Source organism: Mesorhizobium sp. M1322 (assembly GCF_040318085.1).
In the GTDB taxonomy this organism is placed as follows: Bacteria; Pseudomonadota; Alphaproteobacteria; order Rhizobiales; family Rhizobiaceae; genus Mesorhizobium.
The window spans coordinates 1-17848 of record NZ_JAMYLP010000007.1 but is presented as its reverse complement, the minus strand read 5'-3'; the positions used below and the strand labels follow the sequence as shown (position 1 = coordinate 17848).

18 protein-coding genes and 1 pseudogene are annotated in these 17848 nt (G+C 62.7%); 10 read left to right on the top strand and 9 right to left on the bottom strand.

Annotation, left to right across the window (positions count from 1 at the left end; translation table 11 throughout):
* Window positions 1-277: 277 nt before the first annotated feature.
* From hmuQ to NKH12_RS04425, 4 genes are all read right to left on the bottom strand, one after another.
* Window positions 278-592 carry a heme-degrading protein HmuQ gene (hmuQ, locus tag NKH12_RS04440; protein WP_352952008.1) on the bottom strand — a complete coding sequence of 105 codons (315 nt, stop codon included), beginning with the start codon at window positions 590-592 and terminating at the stop codon, window positions 278-280.
* Window positions 593-653: 61 nt separating this feature from the next.
* The gene (locus NKH12_RS04435) at window positions 654-1688 is read right to left on the bottom strand and encodes a TonB family protein (RefSeq protein WP_352952007.1); all 1035 of its coding nucleotides are present in this window, start codon (window positions 1686-1688) and stop codon (window positions 654-656) included.
* A gap of 52 nt (window positions 1689-1740) precedes the next feature.
* Complete coding sequence (locus NKH12_RS04430; protein WP_352952006.1) at window positions 1741-2184, bottom strand: hypothetical protein; 444 nt, start codon at window positions 2182-2184, stop codon at window positions 1741-1743.
* Between the two features lie 5 nt (window positions 2185-2189).
* Window positions 2190-4424 carry a TonB-dependent hemoglobin/transferrin/lactoferrin family receptor gene (locus NKH12_RS04425; RefSeq protein WP_502910754.1) on the bottom strand — a complete coding sequence of 745 codons (2235 nt, stop codon included), beginning with the start codon at window positions 4422-4424 and terminating at the stop codon, window positions 2190-2192.
* 210 nt (window positions 4425-4634) lie between these two features.
* On the opposite strand from NKH12_RS04425, the gene hemP reads away from it, so the two are divergent.
* The 5 genes and pseudogenes from hemP (at window position 4635) to NKH12_RS04400 (ending at window position 8904) form a co-directional block, all read left to right on the top strand.
* Complete coding sequence (gene hemP, locus NKH12_RS04420) at window positions 4635-4856, top strand: hemin uptake protein HemP (RefSeq protein ID WP_065007795.1); 222 nt, start codon at window positions 4635-4637, stop codon at window positions 4854-4856.
* An 11-nt stretch (window positions 4857-4867) separates the two neighbouring features.
* Window positions 4868-5925 (top strand): annotated as a pseudogene (locus NKH12_RS04415) (hemin-degrading factor).
* Between the two features lie 11 nt (window positions 5926-5936).
* On the top strand, window positions 5937-6848 hold the full coding sequence (locus NKH12_RS04410; RefSeq protein WP_352952004.1) for a heme/hemin ABC transporter substrate-binding protein: 912 nt from the start codon (window positions 5937-5939) through the stop codon (window positions 6846-6848).
* A gap of 11 nt (window positions 6849-6859) precedes the next feature.
* Complete coding sequence (locus tag NKH12_RS04405; protein WP_352952003.1) at window positions 6860-7960, top strand: FecCD family ABC transporter permease; 1101 nt, start codon at window positions 6860-6862, stop codon at window positions 7958-7960.
* A gap of 155 nt (window positions 7961-8115) precedes the next feature.
* Window positions 8116-8904, top strand: coding sequence for a heme ABC transporter ATP-binding protein (locus NKH12_RS04400; protein WP_352952002.1), 789 nt, complete (start codon window positions 8116-8118; stop codon window positions 8902-8904).
* Between the two features lie 276 nt (window positions 8905-9180).
* Here NKH12_RS04400 and rirA read toward each other — a convergent pair whose 3' ends face one another.
* Window positions 9181-9642 (bottom strand): iron-responsive transcriptional regulator RirA, encoded by a 462-nt coding sequence (gene rirA, locus NKH12_RS04395; protein ID WP_126106178.1) that lies wholly within the window; start codon window positions 9640-9642, stop codon window positions 9181-9183.
* 197 nt (window positions 9643-9839) lie between these two features.
* Between rirA and NKH12_RS04390 the strand changes: the two genes are divergently transcribed.
* From NKH12_RS04390 to NKH12_RS04380, 3 genes are all read left to right on the top strand, one after another.
* A complete protein-coding gene (locus tag NKH12_RS04390) occupies window positions 9840-11135 on the top strand; it encodes a DUF445 domain-containing protein (RefSeq protein ID WP_352952001.1) in 1296 nt (431 codons plus the stop codon).
* Window positions 11136-11230: 95 nt separating this feature from the next.
* Window positions 11231-11659: a phasin family protein gene (locus tag NKH12_RS04385; RefSeq protein ID WP_352952000.1), complete on the top strand. Its 429-nt coding sequence runs from the start codon at window positions 11231-11233 to the stop codon at window positions 11657-11659.
* 243 nt (window positions 11660-11902) lie between these two features.
* The gene (locus NKH12_RS04380; protein ID WP_352951999.1) at window positions 11903-12403 is read left to right on the top strand and encodes a MaoC family dehydratase; all 501 of its coding nucleotides are present in this window, start codon (window positions 11903-11905) and stop codon (window positions 12401-12403) included.
* Between the two features lie 38 nt (window positions 12404-12441).
* Here the strand turns inward: NKH12_RS04380 and NKH12_RS04375 are convergent, their stop codons facing one another.
* Entirely contained in the window at window positions 12442-13845 is a 1404-nt protein-coding gene (locus tag NKH12_RS04375; RefSeq protein WP_352951998.1) for an aminotransferase-like domain-containing protein, read from the bottom strand.
* A 106-nt stretch (window positions 13846-13951) separates the two neighbouring features.
* On the opposite strand from NKH12_RS04375, the gene NKH12_RS04370 reads away from it, so the two are divergent.
* Window positions 13952-14815, top strand: a complete 864-nt coding sequence (locus NKH12_RS04370) for a DMT family transporter (RefSeq protein ID WP_352951997.1) — start codon at window positions 13952-13954, stop codon at window positions 14813-14815.
* A 15-nt stretch (window positions 14816-14830) separates the two neighbouring features.
* Here the strand turns inward: NKH12_RS04370 and NKH12_RS04365 are convergent, their stop codons facing one another.
* On the bottom strand, window positions 14831-15871 hold the full coding sequence (locus NKH12_RS04365) for a zinc-dependent alcohol dehydrogenase family protein (RefSeq protein ID WP_352951996.1): 1041 nt from the start codon (window positions 15869-15871) through the stop codon (window positions 14831-14833).
* Window positions 15872-15903: 32 nt separating this feature from the next.
* A complete protein-coding gene (maiA, locus tag NKH12_RS04360) occupies window positions 15904-16554 on the bottom strand; it encodes a maleylacetoacetate isomerase (RefSeq protein WP_352951995.1) in 651 nt (216 codons plus the stop codon).
* A gap of 156 nt (window positions 16555-16710) precedes the next feature.
* On the opposite strand from maiA, the gene NKH12_RS04355 reads away from it, so the two are divergent.
* Window positions 16711-17394: a response regulator gene (locus tag NKH12_RS04355; RefSeq protein WP_352951994.1), complete on the top strand. Its 684-nt coding sequence runs from the start codon at window positions 16711-16713 to the stop codon at window positions 17392-17394.
* A gap of 149 nt (window positions 17395-17543) precedes the next feature.
* Here the strand turns inward: NKH12_RS04355 and NKH12_RS04350 are convergent.
* Window positions 17544-17848: transposase (locus tag NKH12_RS04350; RefSeq protein WP_352951993.1), on the bottom strand; the 305-nt coding region annotated here is incomplete at its 5' end.

Below are 17848 nucleotides of genomic sequence, written 5' to 3'. Positions count from 1 at the left end.
CTTTTCGTTGCTCTCAGGCATCGTGGCAATCACCTCAGGTCGGCGCTGCCCCTCACCCTTACCCTCTCCCCGTGAGGGACGGGAGAGGGGGGCGCCAGCGTTGCGTCCAAGCCCCTTCTCCCCGTTCTTCACGGGGAGAAGGTCCCGGCAAGGGGTTGAGGGGCGGCGCCGAGATCGGCAATTGGCTTGACGCGATTGACGGCGCGGAAGCTTCCCGTTCTTCGGGCGCGCAGCCGAATTTCAGCAGCGCGCCGGGTCGGCTGCGGGTGAGGCCATGTCACGCGCCCTCGACGACCGAAAAGCCTTCGAACTGCGGATGGCCGAGATAGTGCACCTTGGTGGAGCCGGCGTTGCGGTGCGCGGCGCGAAAGTTCTCGGATTTGGTCCAGGCGACAAAATCCTCATGGCTCGCCCATACGGTGTGCGAGGCGAACAGCGTGTAGCCTTCGGCCTCGTTGACCGGACCGCGCAGCAAGTGAAATTCCTTGAAACCATTCATCTCCGAAAGGCTCGAATCACGGTTCTTCCAGACGTCCTCGAAGGCCTCCTCTGAGCCGTTCTGGACCTTGAAGCGGTTCATGGCGATGTACATTGGCTGTCCTTTCGGCATTGGTGAATTGTGACGGTAGATGGAAACGACGAGGCGAAGATCCTCAAAACGGACCGATCGCGCCTGTAAACACCAGGTTGTTGCCGACCTTTGTCGGGATGGGAGGGAAGGGAGCTGCCTTCCGCACGATGCCAAGTATGGCCTGATCGAAATCTTCCGAACCAGAGCTCTCTAGGATGCGCAGCTCATTGATGCCGCCCCGGCTGCCAATGACGAATGTGACAACGGCGTTGTTGTGTGCGGCTGCTTGCACCGACGGCGGGACGCCGCGATTGACACGGCTGAGCTTTCTTATGACGTCGCTGCGATAGCTGGATTCCGCTGCGATACCTGCTTCATTTAGTTTCTTGCCCTTACTCGCCGCCTGAGCAGAGCGGTCCTGGCCATCTGCCGTGCCACGCTTCTCATTAGCTTCGCTTGTTCCTGAAGGGGGCATTGCGGGGCTTGGCCTGGCGCTGGGGATCGGCGGCTGCCCGGCAAACGCAGCAGGCGCCTCGGTGCTTTCTGTCTGAACAGGGGGCTGTGCTGGCGTCTTTGGGACCACGCTCTGGTCATCGGGGGCCCTGGACACCAATATGTCTGGGATGGCCGCCGACTGTTTGACTGCTTCCGGCAGAGGCTCAAGGGGCTGCTTCGTTACTTCCTTGGTGGGCTGAGGAGGCTTTGTTGGCGGCACCGGCTTCTGGGCCTTTGCCGCCGCTTGTTTCGGCTGCGGGTTCGGCACCAATGTGACCTTGATTGCCGGCGTTTCCCGATCCAGCGCGCTGCCAACCACGTTGGCGCCCGATTGATCGCTGCCTTCCGACTGAGTGGCATCCTGGAAGTCAAATGTCCCGGCCGGCGAGAACAGGAAAACTGCCGCCACGGCGGCGTGGAGGAGGCAGGAAGTGACAATCGCCAGCGCCCACTTGGGGTTCCGGGCAAATGGCGGCGTCTGTGCCAGCGGCTCGGCCGGTGCTAACAGCTCGCTGCCGGCGATAGCGAGGGGACTGATTTCCTGCATGTCGCGGAACGGAAACTGCCGCGACCCGCTTGTCAAATCAAGATCATTTGCCCTCAGCGGCAAGAGGCCGGCCAAAGGCCACGCCACAATGTTCCGTCCGAGTGCGGGCTCCGGTCCCGCTGTCGTCTCAGACCCCGAAGGCAATGCCGGTCTTGGTCTCGGTCTTCAGTCCACGCATGCAAGCGTCCGGCTGGATGCCGGTGCCCGCGCATTCGGTCGCGCTGTTGATCAGCACGCGGCTGACCTTGGCGCAGTCGGCGCCGGCAAGATCGAAACGCGTCACCTTGGTTTTGCCCGCCGGCAGGTCCTTGAAGTCGAGCACGGTCAGCCGGTCGACGACGCCGGCCTCGTTGAACAGCGCGATCTCGAACGCTGCTTTCGAGAGGTCGGCGCCAAGCGTGTTGTTGACCACGAACGTCAAGCGGCAGCCCTTTTCGGAGGCCTGCGCACCATTGAGCTCAAGCGTGAGAGCAGGGGCCGGCGCGGACTGTTGCGCCCACGCCGGTCCCATCACGAGCGGCATTGCCAGCACCGAGGTCAGCAGGCGAAGCGATGCCGTCAAGCTTGTCATTGTCGTCAGCCTCCAAATCGCATTGTCGCCGCCAGCTTGAGCGTGACGCCTGGCTCGTAAACTACACTCGTCGCCGATGCATTCAACGGGTTGGTGTATTTGACGTCGAACAAATTGTCGGCGCGGAAGTCGACCTTGAAATTGTCGGTCGCCTGGTAGCTGGTGAAGGCATTGACCAGCGTGTAGTCCTTGGCCACCGGGTTGCCCTTCGGCTTGCCATTGTACTGCACCTCGCCGCCGACGGTCAGCTTGTCCTCCAGAAAGCGGAAGCCGAGTTGCCCGGTGACCTGGGAAGAGGGGACGGTAACAAGGTCCGCGCGCTCGCCGTCATAGGAGATGGTGTGGCCATCGATGATCGAGGCCGAAAGCCCGGCGAAACCCCAGCTGGCATCATAGACGCCTTCCATTTCGAAGCCGCGGATCTTGGCTTTTGCGAAGTTCTGGTACTGAAAGCAGATCGGGATGCCAGGGCCGAACGGGCAGCCGCTGGTCGGGTCGAATGCCGACAGGGTGACGCCATCGATGTAGTCTTCGACATCGTTGTTGAAGTAGGCCGCCTTGAAACGAAACGCGTCGCCGGCTTCGAGAATGTCGTCCTGCTTGTAGTTGACGCCGAATTCGACGGTCTTGCCGATTTCAGGCTTTAGATCGGGATTGGGGAGAAACGGAAAGCTGACGCCCGCCGGATGGTTGCCGCTGATGAGGGTTTCCGACAGCGACGGGGAGCGATATCCCTCCGCATAGGTGCCGTAGAATTGCAGTCCTGAAAGGCTGGCGGTTTCGAACGGCGAAACGCCGACGGTGATGCGCGGCGACAGCCGATCGCCGGAGGTTTCGCCGACATCGCTTTCCAGCTTGTAGCTGTCGTAACGCAGCCCGGCGATGACTTCGAGCCAGTCCCAGGTGAGCTTGTCCTGGATATAGGCGCCGGAAACGTTTCGCTTGCCCGACGGGGTGTAGAAACTGGCGCCGCCTGCGGCGCCACCCGTCTCGACGTCGTCGCCAACCCAGTCGCCACCATAGGTCAGCTCGTGTCCAATGGCGGCGGTCTCGAACCGCGAGGTGTTCCAGATGTCGATGCCCGAAGTGCCGACATCGAAAGTCGACATCGAACCCGGCGGCAGGACGATGGGAAGGCCGGTGACTGGATCAAACCGGTTTTGCGGAACGAGGCTTGTCATCTCCAGCTTGGTCTTATTGTAAGAAGCGTTGACGTGGAGATCGAGCCAGCTCTTGTCCTCATCGGTGATGTTGTAGCGCGCCGTGAAAGTATTCGCCGCCAGGTCGACGTCATTCACCGGCGTGCCGCCGCTGACCTCGTTCCAGCCGTCGCTCGTGCCATTCCAGCCCAGCTTTAGTTCGCTGTTTTCACTAGGGCGGATGGTCGTCTTGAGAAGGCCGCTTAAAACGTCGAAGCCGGTGCCGTTCACCGTATCGCCGCCGCCATCCTTGTAGTCGTCATAGTCGCGATAGACGATGTTGCCGAGGACATCCCAGTTTTCGTTGAAACGGTAGGCGCCGGCGGCGCTGGTCGTCCAGCCTTCGCCATTGCTCTCGTAGCGCCCGGTCGCGGACCCGGCCCATGTCTCGCCGTCGCGAAGATAGTCTTCCGCGTCCTTGGTTTCAAACAAGACGACGCCGCCGATGGCGCCCGAGCCGTAGGTGTTGGCGACCGGGCCGCGGATCACGTCGACGGATTTGATGAGCTCCGGGTCGATGTAGAAGGTCGATTGCGTGCCGTGGTCGGAGCGCTGGAAATTCTGCCGCGCACCGTCGACGATCACCGCGACGCGGCCGAAATCCTGCAGGCCACGGATGTTGATGCTGGAACTGACGCGCCTTGCATCCGCCTGGACCGCTACACCCGGCACACCCAACAGCATTTCGTTTGGCGTTGTCGCCATGCGGCGTTCCAATTGCTCCTGATCGACATGGCTGACCGAAGCCAGGGAATCGATCGCCGTCTCGCCGGTGCGGCTGATGACCAGGATCTGGTCGAGCAGCGTTGCACCTGCCGGGGCAGCCTCTTCAGGCGTCTGCGCTTGTTCGGCCTGCTGCTGGTCTGTTGTCGATTGGGCGGCCTGTTGAGCGTTTGCCGATGGCGTGAGCAGAGCGATCGCCGCAGCGCCCGCCAGCAATGCGGCCATGCCCTTTGCCATTGATCGATGCGCCGGATCTCTATGCGCCGGACCTGGGCTGCTATTCGCCAGACCCAGCCGTCCCCAATTCGCCAACCCCATGCCCCCAACTCCAAAATTCCAGGTTCGATGCTGGCTGGCGTGGCGCTTGCTGGCATTTTTCGTCGTGCCCGGCGTCTTAAATCTTGACTAAATTACTCCGGTATTGCACTGACTAATAAACATGATATTCCAAGTCAAGAAATGAATCGGCATTTCACGCAAGCGTCGAGCCAGCCGACCAAGCCCGGCCCAGGAAAGGGATCGAACCAGATGAACACGCACAATCCCAGTGACTTTCGCCCCAATGACTTTCGCGATCGCGTCCGCCGTTCCGACGACAATTCGGCTCGTTTCGATCGGGTCCCGTTGACCGTGAGGACCCTGTCCAGCAACACGCTGTTCCAGGGCGAACACGAGATCGGCATCGAGCATCACGGAGCGCTCTACCGGCTGAAGATCACCCGCCAGGGCAAGCTCATCCTCAACAAGTAGGTAGTAAAGATATGGACCAGCGCGTAAAGCCCGCGCCGCACGAGATCCGGCGGGCGCGGGCAGATAATCCGGAGACGCGCGAGCGCGACCTCGCCGCCGAGCTTGGCATTTCGGAGGCTGAGCTGGTTGCCGCGCATTGCGGCGACGGCGTCGTCCGCGTCGAACCGCGCGTCAACGACCTTCTGACCGGCCTCGAAGCCGTCGGCGAGGTCATGGCGCTGACGCGCAACGAAAGCGCTGTGCACGAGAAGATCGGCGTCTACGACAAGGTCGTCACCGGCAACCACAATGCCATGGTGCTTGGCGAGAACATCGACCTGCGCATCTTCCCGAAAGTCTGGGCGCACGGCTTTGCCGTCGAAAAGCGCGAAGGCGGCGATATCAGGCGCAGCCTGCAGTTCTTCGATGCGGCAGGCGAGGCGGTGCACAAGGTGCATCTGCGGCCCGCGTCCAACCTCTACGCCTATCAGAGGCTGGTGGCCGAGCTTGAATCGCCGAACCAGGAGTCGACGGTAGCGGTTTCGGAGGGCGGATTTGCCGACGAGGCCGAGGCTTCCGACGCTTCCGCTGATGTCGATGATCTGCGCGACCGCTGGCGCCGGCTCACCGACGTGCATCAGTTCTTCGGCATGCTGAAGACGCTGAAGCTCGACCGCCGCCAGGCGATGCGCATGGTCGGCCAGGATTACGCCTGGCTGCTCGACAGCGATGCCATCAGCGCCATGTTCCATCACGCCGCCGAGGGCGAGATGCCGATCATGTGCTTTGTCGGCAATCGCGGCTGCATCCAGATCCATTCGGGCCCGATCAAGTCGATCAAGTGGGGCCATGGATCAATGTGCTGGACGGGACTTTTCACCTGCATCTGCGGACCGACCACATCCATGAGGTCTGGGCCGTGCGCAAACCGACCAAGGACGGCCATGTCACCTCTCTCGAAGCCTATGGCGCCGACGGCAAGATGATCATCCAGTTCTTCGGCAAGCGCCACGAAGGTGAAAGCGAGCGCGAGGACTGGCGGTTTCTGGCAGAGAACCTGCCGCGCATTCCAAGCCCGACCGCAGCCTGAGGACAACGACAATGGCTCCTTTGCTTAGACGGGCGCGTGTTTTCAGAATGGCGCTTGGGGCCACGATCGGCCTTTCCCTGGCCTTTGCCGTGTTGCTGCCGGCCCGTGCCGCCGAAGGCACGGAGGTCTTTGCGGACCCGTCGATGATAGCGGCCATCGGCGGTTCGATCACCGAGATCGTCTTTGCGCTCGGCGAACAGGATCGGCTGGTCGCCCGCGATTCGACCAGCCGTTATCCCGAGGCGGCGCTCAAGCTGCCCGATGTCGGCTACATGCGCCAGCTGTCGCCGGAAGGTGTCTTGTCGGTCAATCCGTCGGGCATCCTGGCGCTGCACGGCAGCGGGCCGAAAGAAGCCGTCGAGGTGCTGAAGAAAACGAGCATCCCGTTCATCGAGGTGCCTGAGCGCTATGACCATGAAGGCATTCTCGAAAAGATCCATATCGTCGGCAAGGCGCTTGGCGCCGACGCCAAAGCCGATGCGCTGGCAGCCGAGATCGATGCCAAGCTGAAGGCCGCGGAAGAACAGACCGCTTCGATCAAGGACCGCAAGCGCCTCCTGTTCGTGCTGTCGATGCAGGGCGGCAAGATTCTCGCTTCCGGCAGCGACACTGCCGCCGACGGCATCATCAAGCTTTCGGGCGGTGTCAATGCGGTTGACGGTTTCTCCGGCTACAAGCAATTGTCCGACGAGGCTGTTATTACTGCCAGGCCCGACGTGATCCTGATGATGATGAACAATGCCGGTCCTGCCGCATCGGATGATGAATTGTTCGCGAACCCGTCCATCCTGTCGACACCGGCTGGTGCCGCGCGCAAGGTGGTCCGCATGGATGGCGGCTATCTGCTCGGCTTCGGTCCGCGCACGGCCGACGTCATCCACGACCTTGCCGCCTCGCTTTATGGCGGGCAGGCCGCGGACTGAGCGGCCCCCCAATGGTGGATCAATCGATCGCTGGTGCGGGCACTGTGGCGACAGCATCCGACGGCGACCGTTCGGGGCGCGCGCGCGTCGTCATCCTGCTTTTGTGCCTGGGGCTCGCCGTTGCCGTCCTGTTGTCGCTGACCTCAGGCGCATCCGATGCCTCGGCCGTTAGCGTCGTTGGCGACTGGCTGTTGGGTGCAGCCCCCGGCAATGAGGCGCTGCGCGCCCGCGACCGCCTGATCGTCTACGACATCCGCTTGCCGCGCGTCATCCTCGGTGTGCTGATCGGCGCAGCACTTGCCGTCTCCGGCGCGGTCATGCAGGGGCTGTTCCGCAACCCGCTGGCGGATCCCGGTCTCATCGGTGTTTCGGCTGGATCGAGCCTTGGCGCGGTGGCCGTTATCGTGCTTGGCGCCACGGTGCTGGCGCCGGTAACTTCGGTGCTGGGCACGCTCGCTCTGCCGCTGGCGGCGTTCTGCGGCGGGCTGGCGACGACATTGGTGCTCTATCAGGTCGCCACCCGGCAGGGCCAAACCTCGGTCGCCACTATGCTGCTTGCCGGCATTGCGCTGGCGGCCTTTGCCATGGCGCTGACCGGTATCCTGATCTTCATGGCCGACGACCGGCAGTTGCGCGACCTGACCTTCTGGCAACTCGGCTCGCTCGCCGGCGCGACCTGGCAGAAAATCGGCTCCGTCGGGCCTGTGATCGTGCTGGCGCTGGCAGCGATGCCGTTCCTGGCGCGCGGCCTCAACGCGCTGGCGCTAGGCGAAGCCACCGCCGGCCATCTCGGCATCCCGGTGCAACGGCTGAAATACACTGCAATTGTCTGCGTTTCGGCGGCGGTCGGGGCGTCTGTCGCCGTCAGCGGCGGCATCGGCTTTGTCGGCATCGTCGTGCCGCATTTGCTGCGCCTGGCTATCGGCCCGGACAATCGTTATTTGCTGCCGGCGTCGGCCCTGCTCGGCGCTTGCCTGCTGCTTCTGGCAGACGCCGTCGCCCGCACCATCGTGGCGCCGGCCGAGCTGCCGATCGGCATCGTCACCGCGATCGCCGGCGCTCCGTTCTTCCTCGGGATCCTGCTGCGAAAGCGTGGCGTCGTCGACCTATGAGAGACCATTTGGAAACTCTACTCTGGCGGCCATCTGATGGCGTTTTCTGCGCTTCCGGTACTCACGTACCCAAAAGTACGCTGCGTTCCGGTTCTCGAAACATCACCATATGACTCGCCAGAGCGAGTTTCGAAACGGTCTCTGAGAGGGTTTCCATGATCGAAGCGCGGGATGTCTCGGTGGCGATCGGCGGCAAGCGCATCGTCGCCAATGTCGATTTTGACGTGCGGCCCGGCGAAATCGCGGCCATCGTCGGCCCCAATGGTTCGGGCAAGACGACTTTCCTGAGGGCGTTGTCCGGCGATCTTGTTTATTCGGGAGAGGTCACCTTCAACGGCCGCGACCTGTCGGTGATGAAGCCGGTCGAGGCCGCGACGATGCGCGCCGTGCTGCCGCAGGCGACGACGCTTTCGTTTCCCTTCACGGTGCGCGAGATCGTCAGGCTCGGCCTGCTCGGCGGGCGCTCGGGCGCGCTGCCCGGCGAGGACGAGCGCCTGCCCGAACGGGCGCTGGCGCGGGTCGATCTCGACGGCTTTGCCGGCCGTTTCTACCAGGAGCTTTCGGGCGGCGAGCAGCAGCGCGTGCAGTTGGCCCGTGTGCTCTGCCAGGTCTGGGCGCCGGTCCTCGACGGCAAACCGCGCTATCTCTTCCTCGACGAGCCGGTTTCCAGCCTCGATATCAAGCACCAATTGATCATCATGAACATCGCCCGCGATTTCGCCAGAAGGGGCGGCGGCGTGGTTGCCATTCTGCACGACCTCAATTTGACGGCCATGTATGCCGACCGGATTTTCGTCATGCACCGCGGCAGGCTTGCCGCCACCGGCTCACCGCAGGACGTGCTGAGCGACGATCTGATCGAAAAAGTGTTCGATTGCCGGCTGAGGGTCGGCGTGCTGCCGGCCGGAGACATGCCGTTCGTGCTGCCGCAGTCCGCGGCTTAGGTCTGTTGATATTCACCCGGCCTGCAATGCCGTTTCCCGCGCGTTCCAACCGGCAAGGTCGGCGCTGCCCCTCATTGCCCTGCCGGGCATTTCTCCCCGTGAACGGGGAGAAAGTAGCTGGCCGCAACGCTGGCGTCCTTCTCGCAAGGTTGGAGATTGGCGAAACCGTCGATGACATTGTCCCTCTCCCCGTCTCTATACGGGGAGAGGATGCCGGCAGGCAGGTGAGGGGCAGCGCAAACGCGCCGTTCGACTATCGCTCCGCCTGACCTGCAATCAGGCGGCCGGCGCCCTTTGCACCAGCATGTCGATGCCGAGCAGGTGCCGCACATTCGGGCGCGCCGCCACCATGTCGGCGATCGTATAGCGCTCGAGCACGGCGAAGAAGGCGTTGAGTGCCTCGCGCAGCGCTGAATTCAGTGCGCAACTGTCGACCAGCGGACATTCGGCGGCGTCGTTCTCGAAGCATTCGGCCATGGCGAAGCTCTCTTCGGTCACGCGCACGACGTCGAACAGGGTGATCGATTCGGCCGCGCGGCCGAGCCTGACGCCGCCGTTCCTGCCGCGCACCGTCTCGACCAGACCATGCTCGACCAAAGGCTGCAGGATCTTGAAGAGAAAAAGTTCGGACACCGAGTAGGCAGCCGCAATCTCTGGGATGCGGCTCAGACGGTCGGTATTCGCGGCGCAATACATCAGGATGCGCATGGCGTAGTTGGTCTGGCGTGTCAGCCGCATTTTGTCCTCACGAAGCAGTAGCTCAAGCTTAATATGGCCTATACCTTGGAATAATTCCAGACAAGCACCGCAAAATAGGTGAATTAGTTTGTCAAGTTTGTGCGCGGGTCGTGCAAACCATGACGCCGATCTGGCGAGCATTCGGGTGGGCGGATTACTAAATTAAGTCTGCGAGATCGACCAGGAGCAGTTCATCCATGTCACAATCAGCACCGGCTTTGGCATCCGCCCGGTTCGATGCCGACGCGGACGCCAAGCTTTCGGCGCTTCGGCGCACCAAGTTCGTCGCCACCGCAGCGCTCGCGCTCTGCGTCCTCATCTTTGCGGTGGCCAAGTCGTTCGAGGGCCACTATCCGTGGCTGGGTTTCGTCGCCGCTTTCGCCGAGGCGGCGACGATCGGTGGGCTGGCCGACTGGTATGCGGTGGTGGCGCTGTTCAGACGGCCGCTCGGCCTGCCGATCCCGCACACCGCGATCATCCCGGAGAACCAGAACCGCATCGCCGACAATCTCGGCCGTTTCATCGAGGTCAATTTCCTGGCGCCGGAGCCGGTGCGCGAAAAGCTTGCCGAGGTCGACTTTTCCGCGCTTGTCGCGGACTGGCTGGCCGACCCCAACCGCGCCACCGATCTGTCGCATTTCGTCGGCCGGCTGGTGCCGCAGACACTGGCGGCGGTCGAGCAATCCGGCCTGCGCGGCTTCGTCACCAGCCGCATGCTGGAGCAGATCGAAAAGGTGCCGCTGGCACCGCTTGCCGCCGAGTTGCTGTCGGCCCTGACCGATGATCGCCGCCACCAAAGACTGTTCGACGAATTCACCAAGGTCGTCGGCCGCTTCCTGACCGACGAGCAGGCGCTGGCGACGATGCGCGAGAAGATCCGCGAGGAACTGCCGTCGCTGTTCAACCTGTTTCGCGCCGACGCCTATCTGCTGAAGAAGATCGTCGCCTCCGCCGGTTCGCTGCTCGACGAGGTGAGGGCCGATCCCGATCACCCGATGCGCGCCGAATTCGACCGTTTTGTCCTGACCTTCGTCGAGCGGCTGAGGACATCCAAGCAATATGCCAAGCGCGCCGAGAAACTGAAGCGCGATTTCCTCGCCCGGCCGGAGTTGAAGGCGCTGGCCGGCGACATGTGGGAAAGCCTCAGTGTGTTCATCGAGCAGGACGCCAAGGCGCCGAATTCGATGATCCGCGCCCATCTCGCCAACATGTTTGTCGAGGTCGGCCGCCATCTCGCCGGCGATGCGCAGATCAGGGCCGACATGAACCAGGGGTTCGTCGTAGCGCTGTCGTCTTTCGTCGAAAGCCAGAAGAGCGGCGTCTCGAAATTCATCGCCGATCAGGTCAAGCGCTGGGACCTTGCCCAGCTCACCAGGCTGATCGAGATGAACATCGGCAGGGACCTGCAATATATCCGCTTCAACGGCATGGTCATCGGCGGCCTTGCCGGCGTCGTGCTCCATACCGTGGAACGGCTTTTCCTCGTCGACTGAGCCGCGATGTGTTGCGCCTCCGAATGGACCGCGAAGCTTCAGTGCCCTATTGTTCTCTTCAGGTGCCGCATTCGCAGCAACAGGGGAGAACCACCATGGCAAAGCAACCCGATTCCGACTCTTTCATGGACATGTTCGGCAGGTTCGGCCGCGACCTGAAGCTGCCGAACGTCGATGTCGAGGCGATCCTCAACCATCATCGCAAGAACCTCGAGGCCCTGGAAAAGTCGGCCAGGGCGGGTGCCGCCGGGGCGTCGTCGCTGCTCTCCAAACAGCGCGAGATGCTGCAGGACACGCTGCACGAGATCGCCGACATGGCGCAGAGCTACAGGGCGCCGGGCGATCCTCGGGAGCTGATGGCCAAGCAAGCCGCGTTCGCCAGGAAATCCTTCGAAACCGCATTGAAGAATGCCGGCGAGGTGGCCGAACTGACCAGGAAATCCGGCACCGAATCGGTCGAGATCCTGCGCGAGCGCATCAAAGAGGCGATGGAGGAAATCCGCAGCGGTTACGATAAGAAGTAGGTTGTTCCCAAGCCAAAGCAGGCGGACTTTCTCCCATCATTTCAGGCTCGTGAACGCTGTATTGTTGTCCCTGGCCCCGGCGAGGCCCACAAAGTTCCTCTTGCCCGATAACCCTGTTTCCGGCGCTGGACACAGGCATTGACGCGATCCGGCCGAGGATATCGCAGCGGAACGTGCGGAGCGAATTGACAGAGACGGCCGGTTCGTGGTCCGGAGGCAGGGCAAGCGATCGGGAAAGCAGGAATGACGCAAACACGGCTGAGGACGCCGCCGACCTACGAACAGCTCAGTACGATGACAGGGCAGGAGCTTGGCGTGTCGGACTGGACGACGGTCGATCAGAGCCGCATCGACCAGTTCGCCGAATGCACGGGCGACCGCCAATGGATCCATGTCGATCCAGACAGAGCGAAGCGGCAAAGCCCGTTCCGCACCACCGTCGCGCATGGCTATCTAACGCTGTCGATCATCGGCGCGCTGGCGCTCGACATGGGCATCGTGCCTGAAAACACGCAAGCCGTCTTCAACTATGGCTTCGACAGGGTGCGGTTCCTGGCGCCGGTCAGGGCCGGCGCGCGCATCAGGCTGCGCATCACGCTTTTGTCCATGGAGGACAAAGGCCCCGGCCAGTATCTGATGAAGGCCGCCAATATCGTCGAGATCGAAGGTGAGAAGAAGCCGGCGCTGACCGCCGAAACGCTGGTTATGCTCTATGAGCGGCGGCGCAGGCGCGCAGGGGCGTGAGGGGCGAAGCGAAGGCCTGCATTTTCGTGACAGCGAAATCAACGCGACATCGCCTCTTCGAGCGTCCTGAAAATTCTCTCGTCTGCCGACTGCGCGACGTTGAAGCGCAGGAAACGGCTAGCTGTTTGGGACAGGCTGAACGCATTGCCGGGCGCCAACACGACATTGGCCGGCAAGGCGCGGCGGGCCATTTCAGCTGCATCCACGCCTTCCGGCAGGCTGCACCATAAGAACATGCCGGCCGGCTGGTCGACCCACGGCATGATGCCGATCGCCTTCAGGCGGGTGCTTGTCTCAGCCATGGCGCGTGAAAGCCGCGTGCGCAGCAAATCGACGTGCTTGCGATAGCTGCCGTCCTTCAGCAGCGTCAGCACCAGTTCGGAGGCAAGCCGTCCGCTGCCGAAGGACGTGGCGATTTTGAGGTCGGTCAGCGGTTCCATCCAGTCGCGCGGAGCGGCGATGAAGCCGCAGCGCACCGACGCCGAAAGGGTCTTGGAGAAGCTGCCGATATGGATGACGCGGCCAAGACCGTCGAACGCCGCCAGCCTGGGGGCGGGCGTGTGTTCGAAATCGGCAAAGATATCATCTTCGATGATCGTCAGATCCGATTGGTCGGCGAGCTTGAGCAATCGGTGGGCGACGACCGGCGACAGAATTGCACCCGTTGGATTGTGAAGCGCGGAATTGGTGATGTAGAGGCGCGGCCGGTGCTCGATCAACGCCTGCGCGAACAGCTCGATATCCGGTCCCGACGGCGTATAGGGAACGCCGACCACCTTGGCCCGGTGAGCGCGCAACAGGGCATGGAAGTTGAAATAGCAGGGGTCGTCCACCAGCACTGTGTCGCCCGGCTCGAGCAGGAACCGGCAGAGGAGATCGATGGCCTGGGTGCCCGATTCCGTCAGCATGATCTGGTCGGGAGAGGCCTCGATGCCGTGCTCTGCCATGCGCCGTGCGAGCAGATGGCGCAGCGGCGGCAGCCCGAGAGGGGTGCCGTAATCCGTCAGCGTGGCATCATCGCCGCGTGCCATTGTCCGCAGGGCCCGGCGCAATCCGGCCTCCGGCATCCACGAGGCAGGCAGCCAGCCGCAGCCGGGCTTGAGCACGCCGTCGCCGGCTTCCAGCGATTGGCGCGAAACCCAGAGCGGATCGACAGCTCGATCAAGCCTGGGGCCGATCTCGGCCAGTGACAAGGGAACCAGCGGTCCGGCGGCATAAAAACCCGAACCTGGACGCGAGCGGATGGTGCCTTCTGCGGCAAGACGTTCATAGGCCTCGACCACGGTGGATTTCGAAACCTGCATGGTTTTCGCGAAAGCCCGGATCGAAGGCAGTCGGGTTCCCGGTGTCAGGCTGCGCGCGGCGATCCTGTGCCTGATCGTAGCCATGACGCTTTCGACAAGCGTCCTGCTGCCTTCGCTTGCCCTCGCCTGCTCGTCCATCCGTACTGCTCAACCTACCATGACAGTTTTATTGAATTGTACCTCATTGTCTCTGGCGGCGCCATACGTCCCTCCCGATAGAGGGCGAGAACATCAGGAACGTGCGATGGACAAGACGGCGGGCGGCTGGATCAACGGATTCGTAGGCGTGCTGATTTTCAGCGGATCGCTTCCGGCAACGCGCGTCGCGGTGATGGATTTCGATCCGGCATTCCTAACCGTCGCCCGCGCTGCCACGGCAGGCATCCTCGGCCTCGCGCTCCTGCTCATTTTTTGCCAGAAGCGTCCGGAGCGGCAGGATCTGTTGTCGCTGGCCATCGTGGCGCTCGGCGTCGTGGTCGGCTTTCCCTTGCTGACCGCGCTGGCGCTCAAGCACATCACCTCGGCCCATTCCATCATCTTCGTCGGCCTGCTGCCGCTGGCGACCGCGATCTTCGGCGTCATCCGCGGCGGCGATCGCCCCAAACCGGCTTTCTGGCTGTTTTCATGCCTTGGCAGCGCCCTTGTTGCAGGCTTTGCGGTGACGCAAGGCGTTTCGGCCGCGCCGGTTGGCGACATGCTGATGCTGGCCGCAATCATCCTGTGTGGACTGGGCTATGCGGAAGGAGCCACGCTGTCCCGCAAACTCGGCGGCTGGCAGGTGATCTCATGGGCGCTGGTGCTGTCGCTGCCGGTCATGCTGGCTCTGACGCTCATCACCATGCCACCGTCGCTCGAAAACGTCGGCAAGGCCGCCTGGATCGGCCTGGCCTATGTCTCGCTGTTCAGCATGCTGATCGGTTTTGTGTTCTGGTATCGCGGACTGGCGCAAGGCGGCATCGCTGCGGTCGGGCAACTGCAGCTTCTCCAGCCTTTCTTCGGCCTGGGGCTGGCGGCAGTGCTGCTGCACGAGCAGGTCAGTCCTGCCATGATAGCGGTCACTGCCGCCGTCGTGCTTTGCGTGGTCGGGGCGAAGAAATATGCGAGCTAGAGCGCCGACGGTCGGCTAGAACTTGGTCACGACGCCGATGCCGATGCCTTCGAAGCCGCCCATCGCCATCAAGGCCGCGGGCGCCTCGTCGAGGCTGATCCGCTTGCCGACCAGCAGTTCGGGCTTCAGCTTGCCGGTACGGATCATCTCCATCATCGCCTGGTAGCGGTAGGCCTGCATGCCATGGCTGCCGCGGATTTCGAGCTCGAAGGCGATCACCTTGTCCATCGGAATCTGCGGCCTGGCCTGATCGCCTAGCATCAGGCCGACCTGCACATGGCGGCCGCGCCGGCGCAGATTCGCGATCGAGTTGAACGAGGTACTGGGATGGCCGAGCGCGTCCATCGACATATGCGCGCCGCCATTGGTGATCTGCTTGACCGCCTTGACCACATTCGGCGTCTTGGCGGCGTTGATCGTCGCCACCGCGCCGATCTTGGTGGCGAAGTCCAGCTTGTCGTCGGTCAGGTCGATCGCAACCACGTTGGCGCCCATGGCGCTGGCGATCATGATCGCCGACAGGCCGACGCCGCCGCAGCCATGCACGGCCACCCACTCGCCGGGCGTGACCCGGCCCTGGTCGACAATGGCGCGGAACGAGGTGACGAAGCGGCAGCCGAGACTGGCGGCGGTGGCGAATTCCATCTCGTCCGGCAAGCGGACCAGATTGGTGTCGGCATGGTCGATGGCGACATATTCGGCGAACGATCCCCAGGCGGTGAAGCCGGGCTGGGACTGGTGTTCGCAGACCTGATGGTTGCCGGAACTGCATTCGAAGCAACGGCCGCAGCCGACGGCGAACGGCACCGTGACGCGCTCGCCGGTTTTCCAGCGGGTCACCTGCGTGCCGGCGGCCACCACGACGCCGGCAAGCTCGTGGCCAGGCACATGCGGCAGGCGGATGCCGTCGTCGTGGCCCATCCAGCCATGCCAGTCGCTGCGGCAGAGCCCGGTCGCCTCGACCTTGATGACAACGCCGCCCAGTGCCGGCTCCGGATCGGGAACGGTCTGGATCGTCGGCGTTTCACCGAACTTTTCGAAGACGACGGCTTTCATCGGCAATTCCTCATGCTTCAATCCAACTCGCTCTATTCGGCATCGATCTGGTTCTCGGGGGCGGCCTTTTGAAAGGCCGGCAGCGCCATGCAGGCGGCGTGGATGCGTGTGATCGTCGGGTAGGGCGTCAGGTCGACGCCGAACCGGGCGTTGCTGGCGACCTGTGCGACAAGGCAGATGTCGGCCAGCCCCGGCGTGTCGCCGTGGCAGAATGTCCGGGTTTCGGACGAGGAAGCCAGAATCTTTTCAAGTGGCTGGAAGCCTTCGTTCACCCAGTGCCGGAACCAGTTGACGACGTCCTCGTCGCCGGCGCCGAACAGAGTGCGCAGCGAGGTCAGCACGCGCAGATTGTTCACCGGATGGATGTCGCAGGCGATCATCTGCGCCAGCATCCTGACGCGGGCCCGGCCAAGTGCGTCCTGCGGCAAAAGCGGCGGTTCGGGCCTGGTCTCGTCGAGAAATTCGATGATCGCCAGCGATTGCGTCAGCAGCGTGCCGTCGCCTAGGATCAGCGCCGGCACCAGTCCTTGCGGATTGACCGAGAGATAGGCGGGCTCGAGATGCTCGCCGTGCCGAAGATGATGCGGCACATATTGGTAGGTCAGGCGCTTCATCTCCAGCGCGATCCGCACCCGGTAGGACGTGGAGGAGCGGTAGTAGTTATGAAGGATGATGTCGCTCATTCCTGTACATTCGGCCGATTTGGACGGCCGGGCAAGGCATGGTGGTCCGGAAATTGCCGTCTCCACCCTTTGGCAAGGCATGGATGTACTATTTGCCAATAATCTGGCCATGGTTGCTGGGCTATTCTATCCTGCCTTGAACTGAAACGAACGCCAATGACCGCAGTCAACGATAGCGCTAGGTTTCTGATCATCGACGACCACCCGCTGTTTCGCGAGGCGCTGCACAGCGCTGTGCAGATGGCCTATCCGGACGTCGACACTGTCGAGGCGCGTTCGATCACCGAGGCATTTGAGCTTCTGGCGGATGCCAAGCCGTTCGATCTCGCGCTGCTCGACCTCAGCATGCCCGATGTGCATGGCTTCGACGGGCTGCTGCAGCTTCGGACGCGCTATCCGCGCCTGCCGGTGGTCATCGTTTCGGGGCATGAGGAGCCAAAGATCATTTCCGAGGCGCTGTCCTATGGCGCGGCCGGCTTCATCCCGAAATCGGCGCGCAAGAGCGACCTGGCCGCCGCCATCCGCTCGGTGATGGAAGGCGCGATCTACGTGCCTGAAACCTATGAAGGCCAGCCGCCGGACGCCGAGAGCACCGACCGCGCCGAGATGGTGCAGCGGCTTGCCAAACTGACGCCGCAGCAATTGCGGGTGCTGCAGATGCTGCGCCAGGGCTTGCTCAACAAGCAGATCGCCTACGAGCTGCAGGTCGGCGAAACCACTGTCAAGGCGCATGTCTCCGAGATCCTGCGCAAGCTCAACGTCTACAGCCGGACGCAAGCCGTCATCGAGGTTTCGAAGCTCGACAGTGCCGAGCTGTTTCGCGGCCAGCCGGGGTTTTAGTCGCCGCCTGCGGGCAGGCGTTCCGCTACAGGACGTCCACGATGAAAGCCATGGCGATCGGTCATATCGTTCTTGCGGTCGATGACGTCGAGCGCGCCTGCCGTGCTGGCCGCCGCAAACGTTGGGGATTGGCCTAGAGCATCGGACGTTCAAGTGAGTCCATACCCTGCGGCTGTGAAGTAGTTTCTGCATTCAACTGGCGAGAACAGATTGCAGATATCGCCGATTGCCTGCCACAGAGCGTCGATGGTTCTGATGGCCTTTGCGCGCAGATGCGCCTTGAGCTTGGCGAAGGCCATTTCGATCGGGTTGAGATCCGGGCTGTAGGGCGGTAGGAAGAGCAGCCATGCGCCCTTGGTCCGTATCGCGGCCTCGGCGGTCTGACTCTTGTGGGCAGCGAGATTGTCGAGAATGACGATATCACCCTTTTCCAGCGTCGGAGCGAGTTGCGTTT

Coding starts and splice junctions, on each gene's coding strand:
- NKH12_RS04430 (WP_352952006.1), bottom strand. CDS start 2,184: ATGACAAGCTTGACGGCATCGCTTCGCCTGCTGACCTCGGTGCTGGCA.
- NKH12_RS04365 (WP_352951996.1), bottom strand. CDS start 15,871: ATGAAAGCCGTCGTCTTCGAAAAGTTCGGTGAAACGCCGACGATCCAG.
- hemP (WP_065007795.1), top strand. CDS start 4,635: ATGAACACGCACAATCCCAGTGACTTTCGCCCCAATGACTTTCGCGAT.
- NKH12_RS04390 (WP_352952001.1), top strand. CDS start 9,840: ATGTCACAATCAGCACCGGCTTTGGCATCCGCCCGGTTCGATGCCGAC.
- NKH12_RS04385 (WP_352952000.1), top strand. CDS start 11,231: ATGGCAAAGCAACCCGATTCCGACTCTTTCATGGACATGTTCGGCAGG.
- NKH12_RS04380 (WP_352951999.1), top strand. CDS start 11,903: ATGACGCAAACACGGCTGAGGACGCCGCCGACCTACGAACAGCTCAGT.
- NKH12_RS04375 (WP_352951998.1), bottom strand. CDS start 13,845: ATGGACGAGCAGGCGAGGGCAAGCGAAGGCAGCAGGACGCTTGTCGAA.
- NKH12_RS04355 (WP_352951994.1), top strand. CDS start 16,711: ATGACCGCAGTCAACGATAGCGCTAGGTTTCTGATCATCGACGACCAC.
- NKH12_RS04425 (WP_502910754.1), bottom strand. CDS start 4,424: ATGGGGTTGGCGAATTGGGGACGGCTGGGTCTGGCGAATAGCAGCCCA.
- NKH12_RS04405 (WP_352952003.1), top strand. CDS start 6,860: ATGGTGGATCAATCGATCGCTGGTGCGGGCACTGTGGCGACAGCATCC.
- NKH12_RS04400 (WP_352952002.1), top strand. CDS start 8,116: ATGATCGAAGCGCGGGATGTCTCGGTGGCGATCGGCGGCAAGCGCATC.
- NKH12_RS04370 (WP_352951997.1), top strand. CDS start 13,952: ATGGACAAGACGGCGGGCGGCTGGATCAACGGATTCGTAGGCGTGCTG.
- hmuQ (WP_352952008.1), bottom strand. CDS start 592: ATGTACATCGCCATGAACCGCTTCAAGGTCCAGAACGGCTCAGAGGAG.
- rirA (WP_126106178.1), bottom strand. CDS start 9,642: ATGCGGCTGACACGCCAGACCAACTACGCCATGCGCATCCTGATGTAT.
- maiA (WP_352951995.1), bottom strand. CDS start 16,554: ATGAGCGACATCATCCTTCATAACTACTACCGCTCCTCCACGTCCTAC.
- NKH12_RS04410 (WP_352952004.1), top strand. CDS start 5,937: ATGGCTCCTTTGCTTAGACGGGCGCGTGTTTTCAGAATGGCGCTTGGG.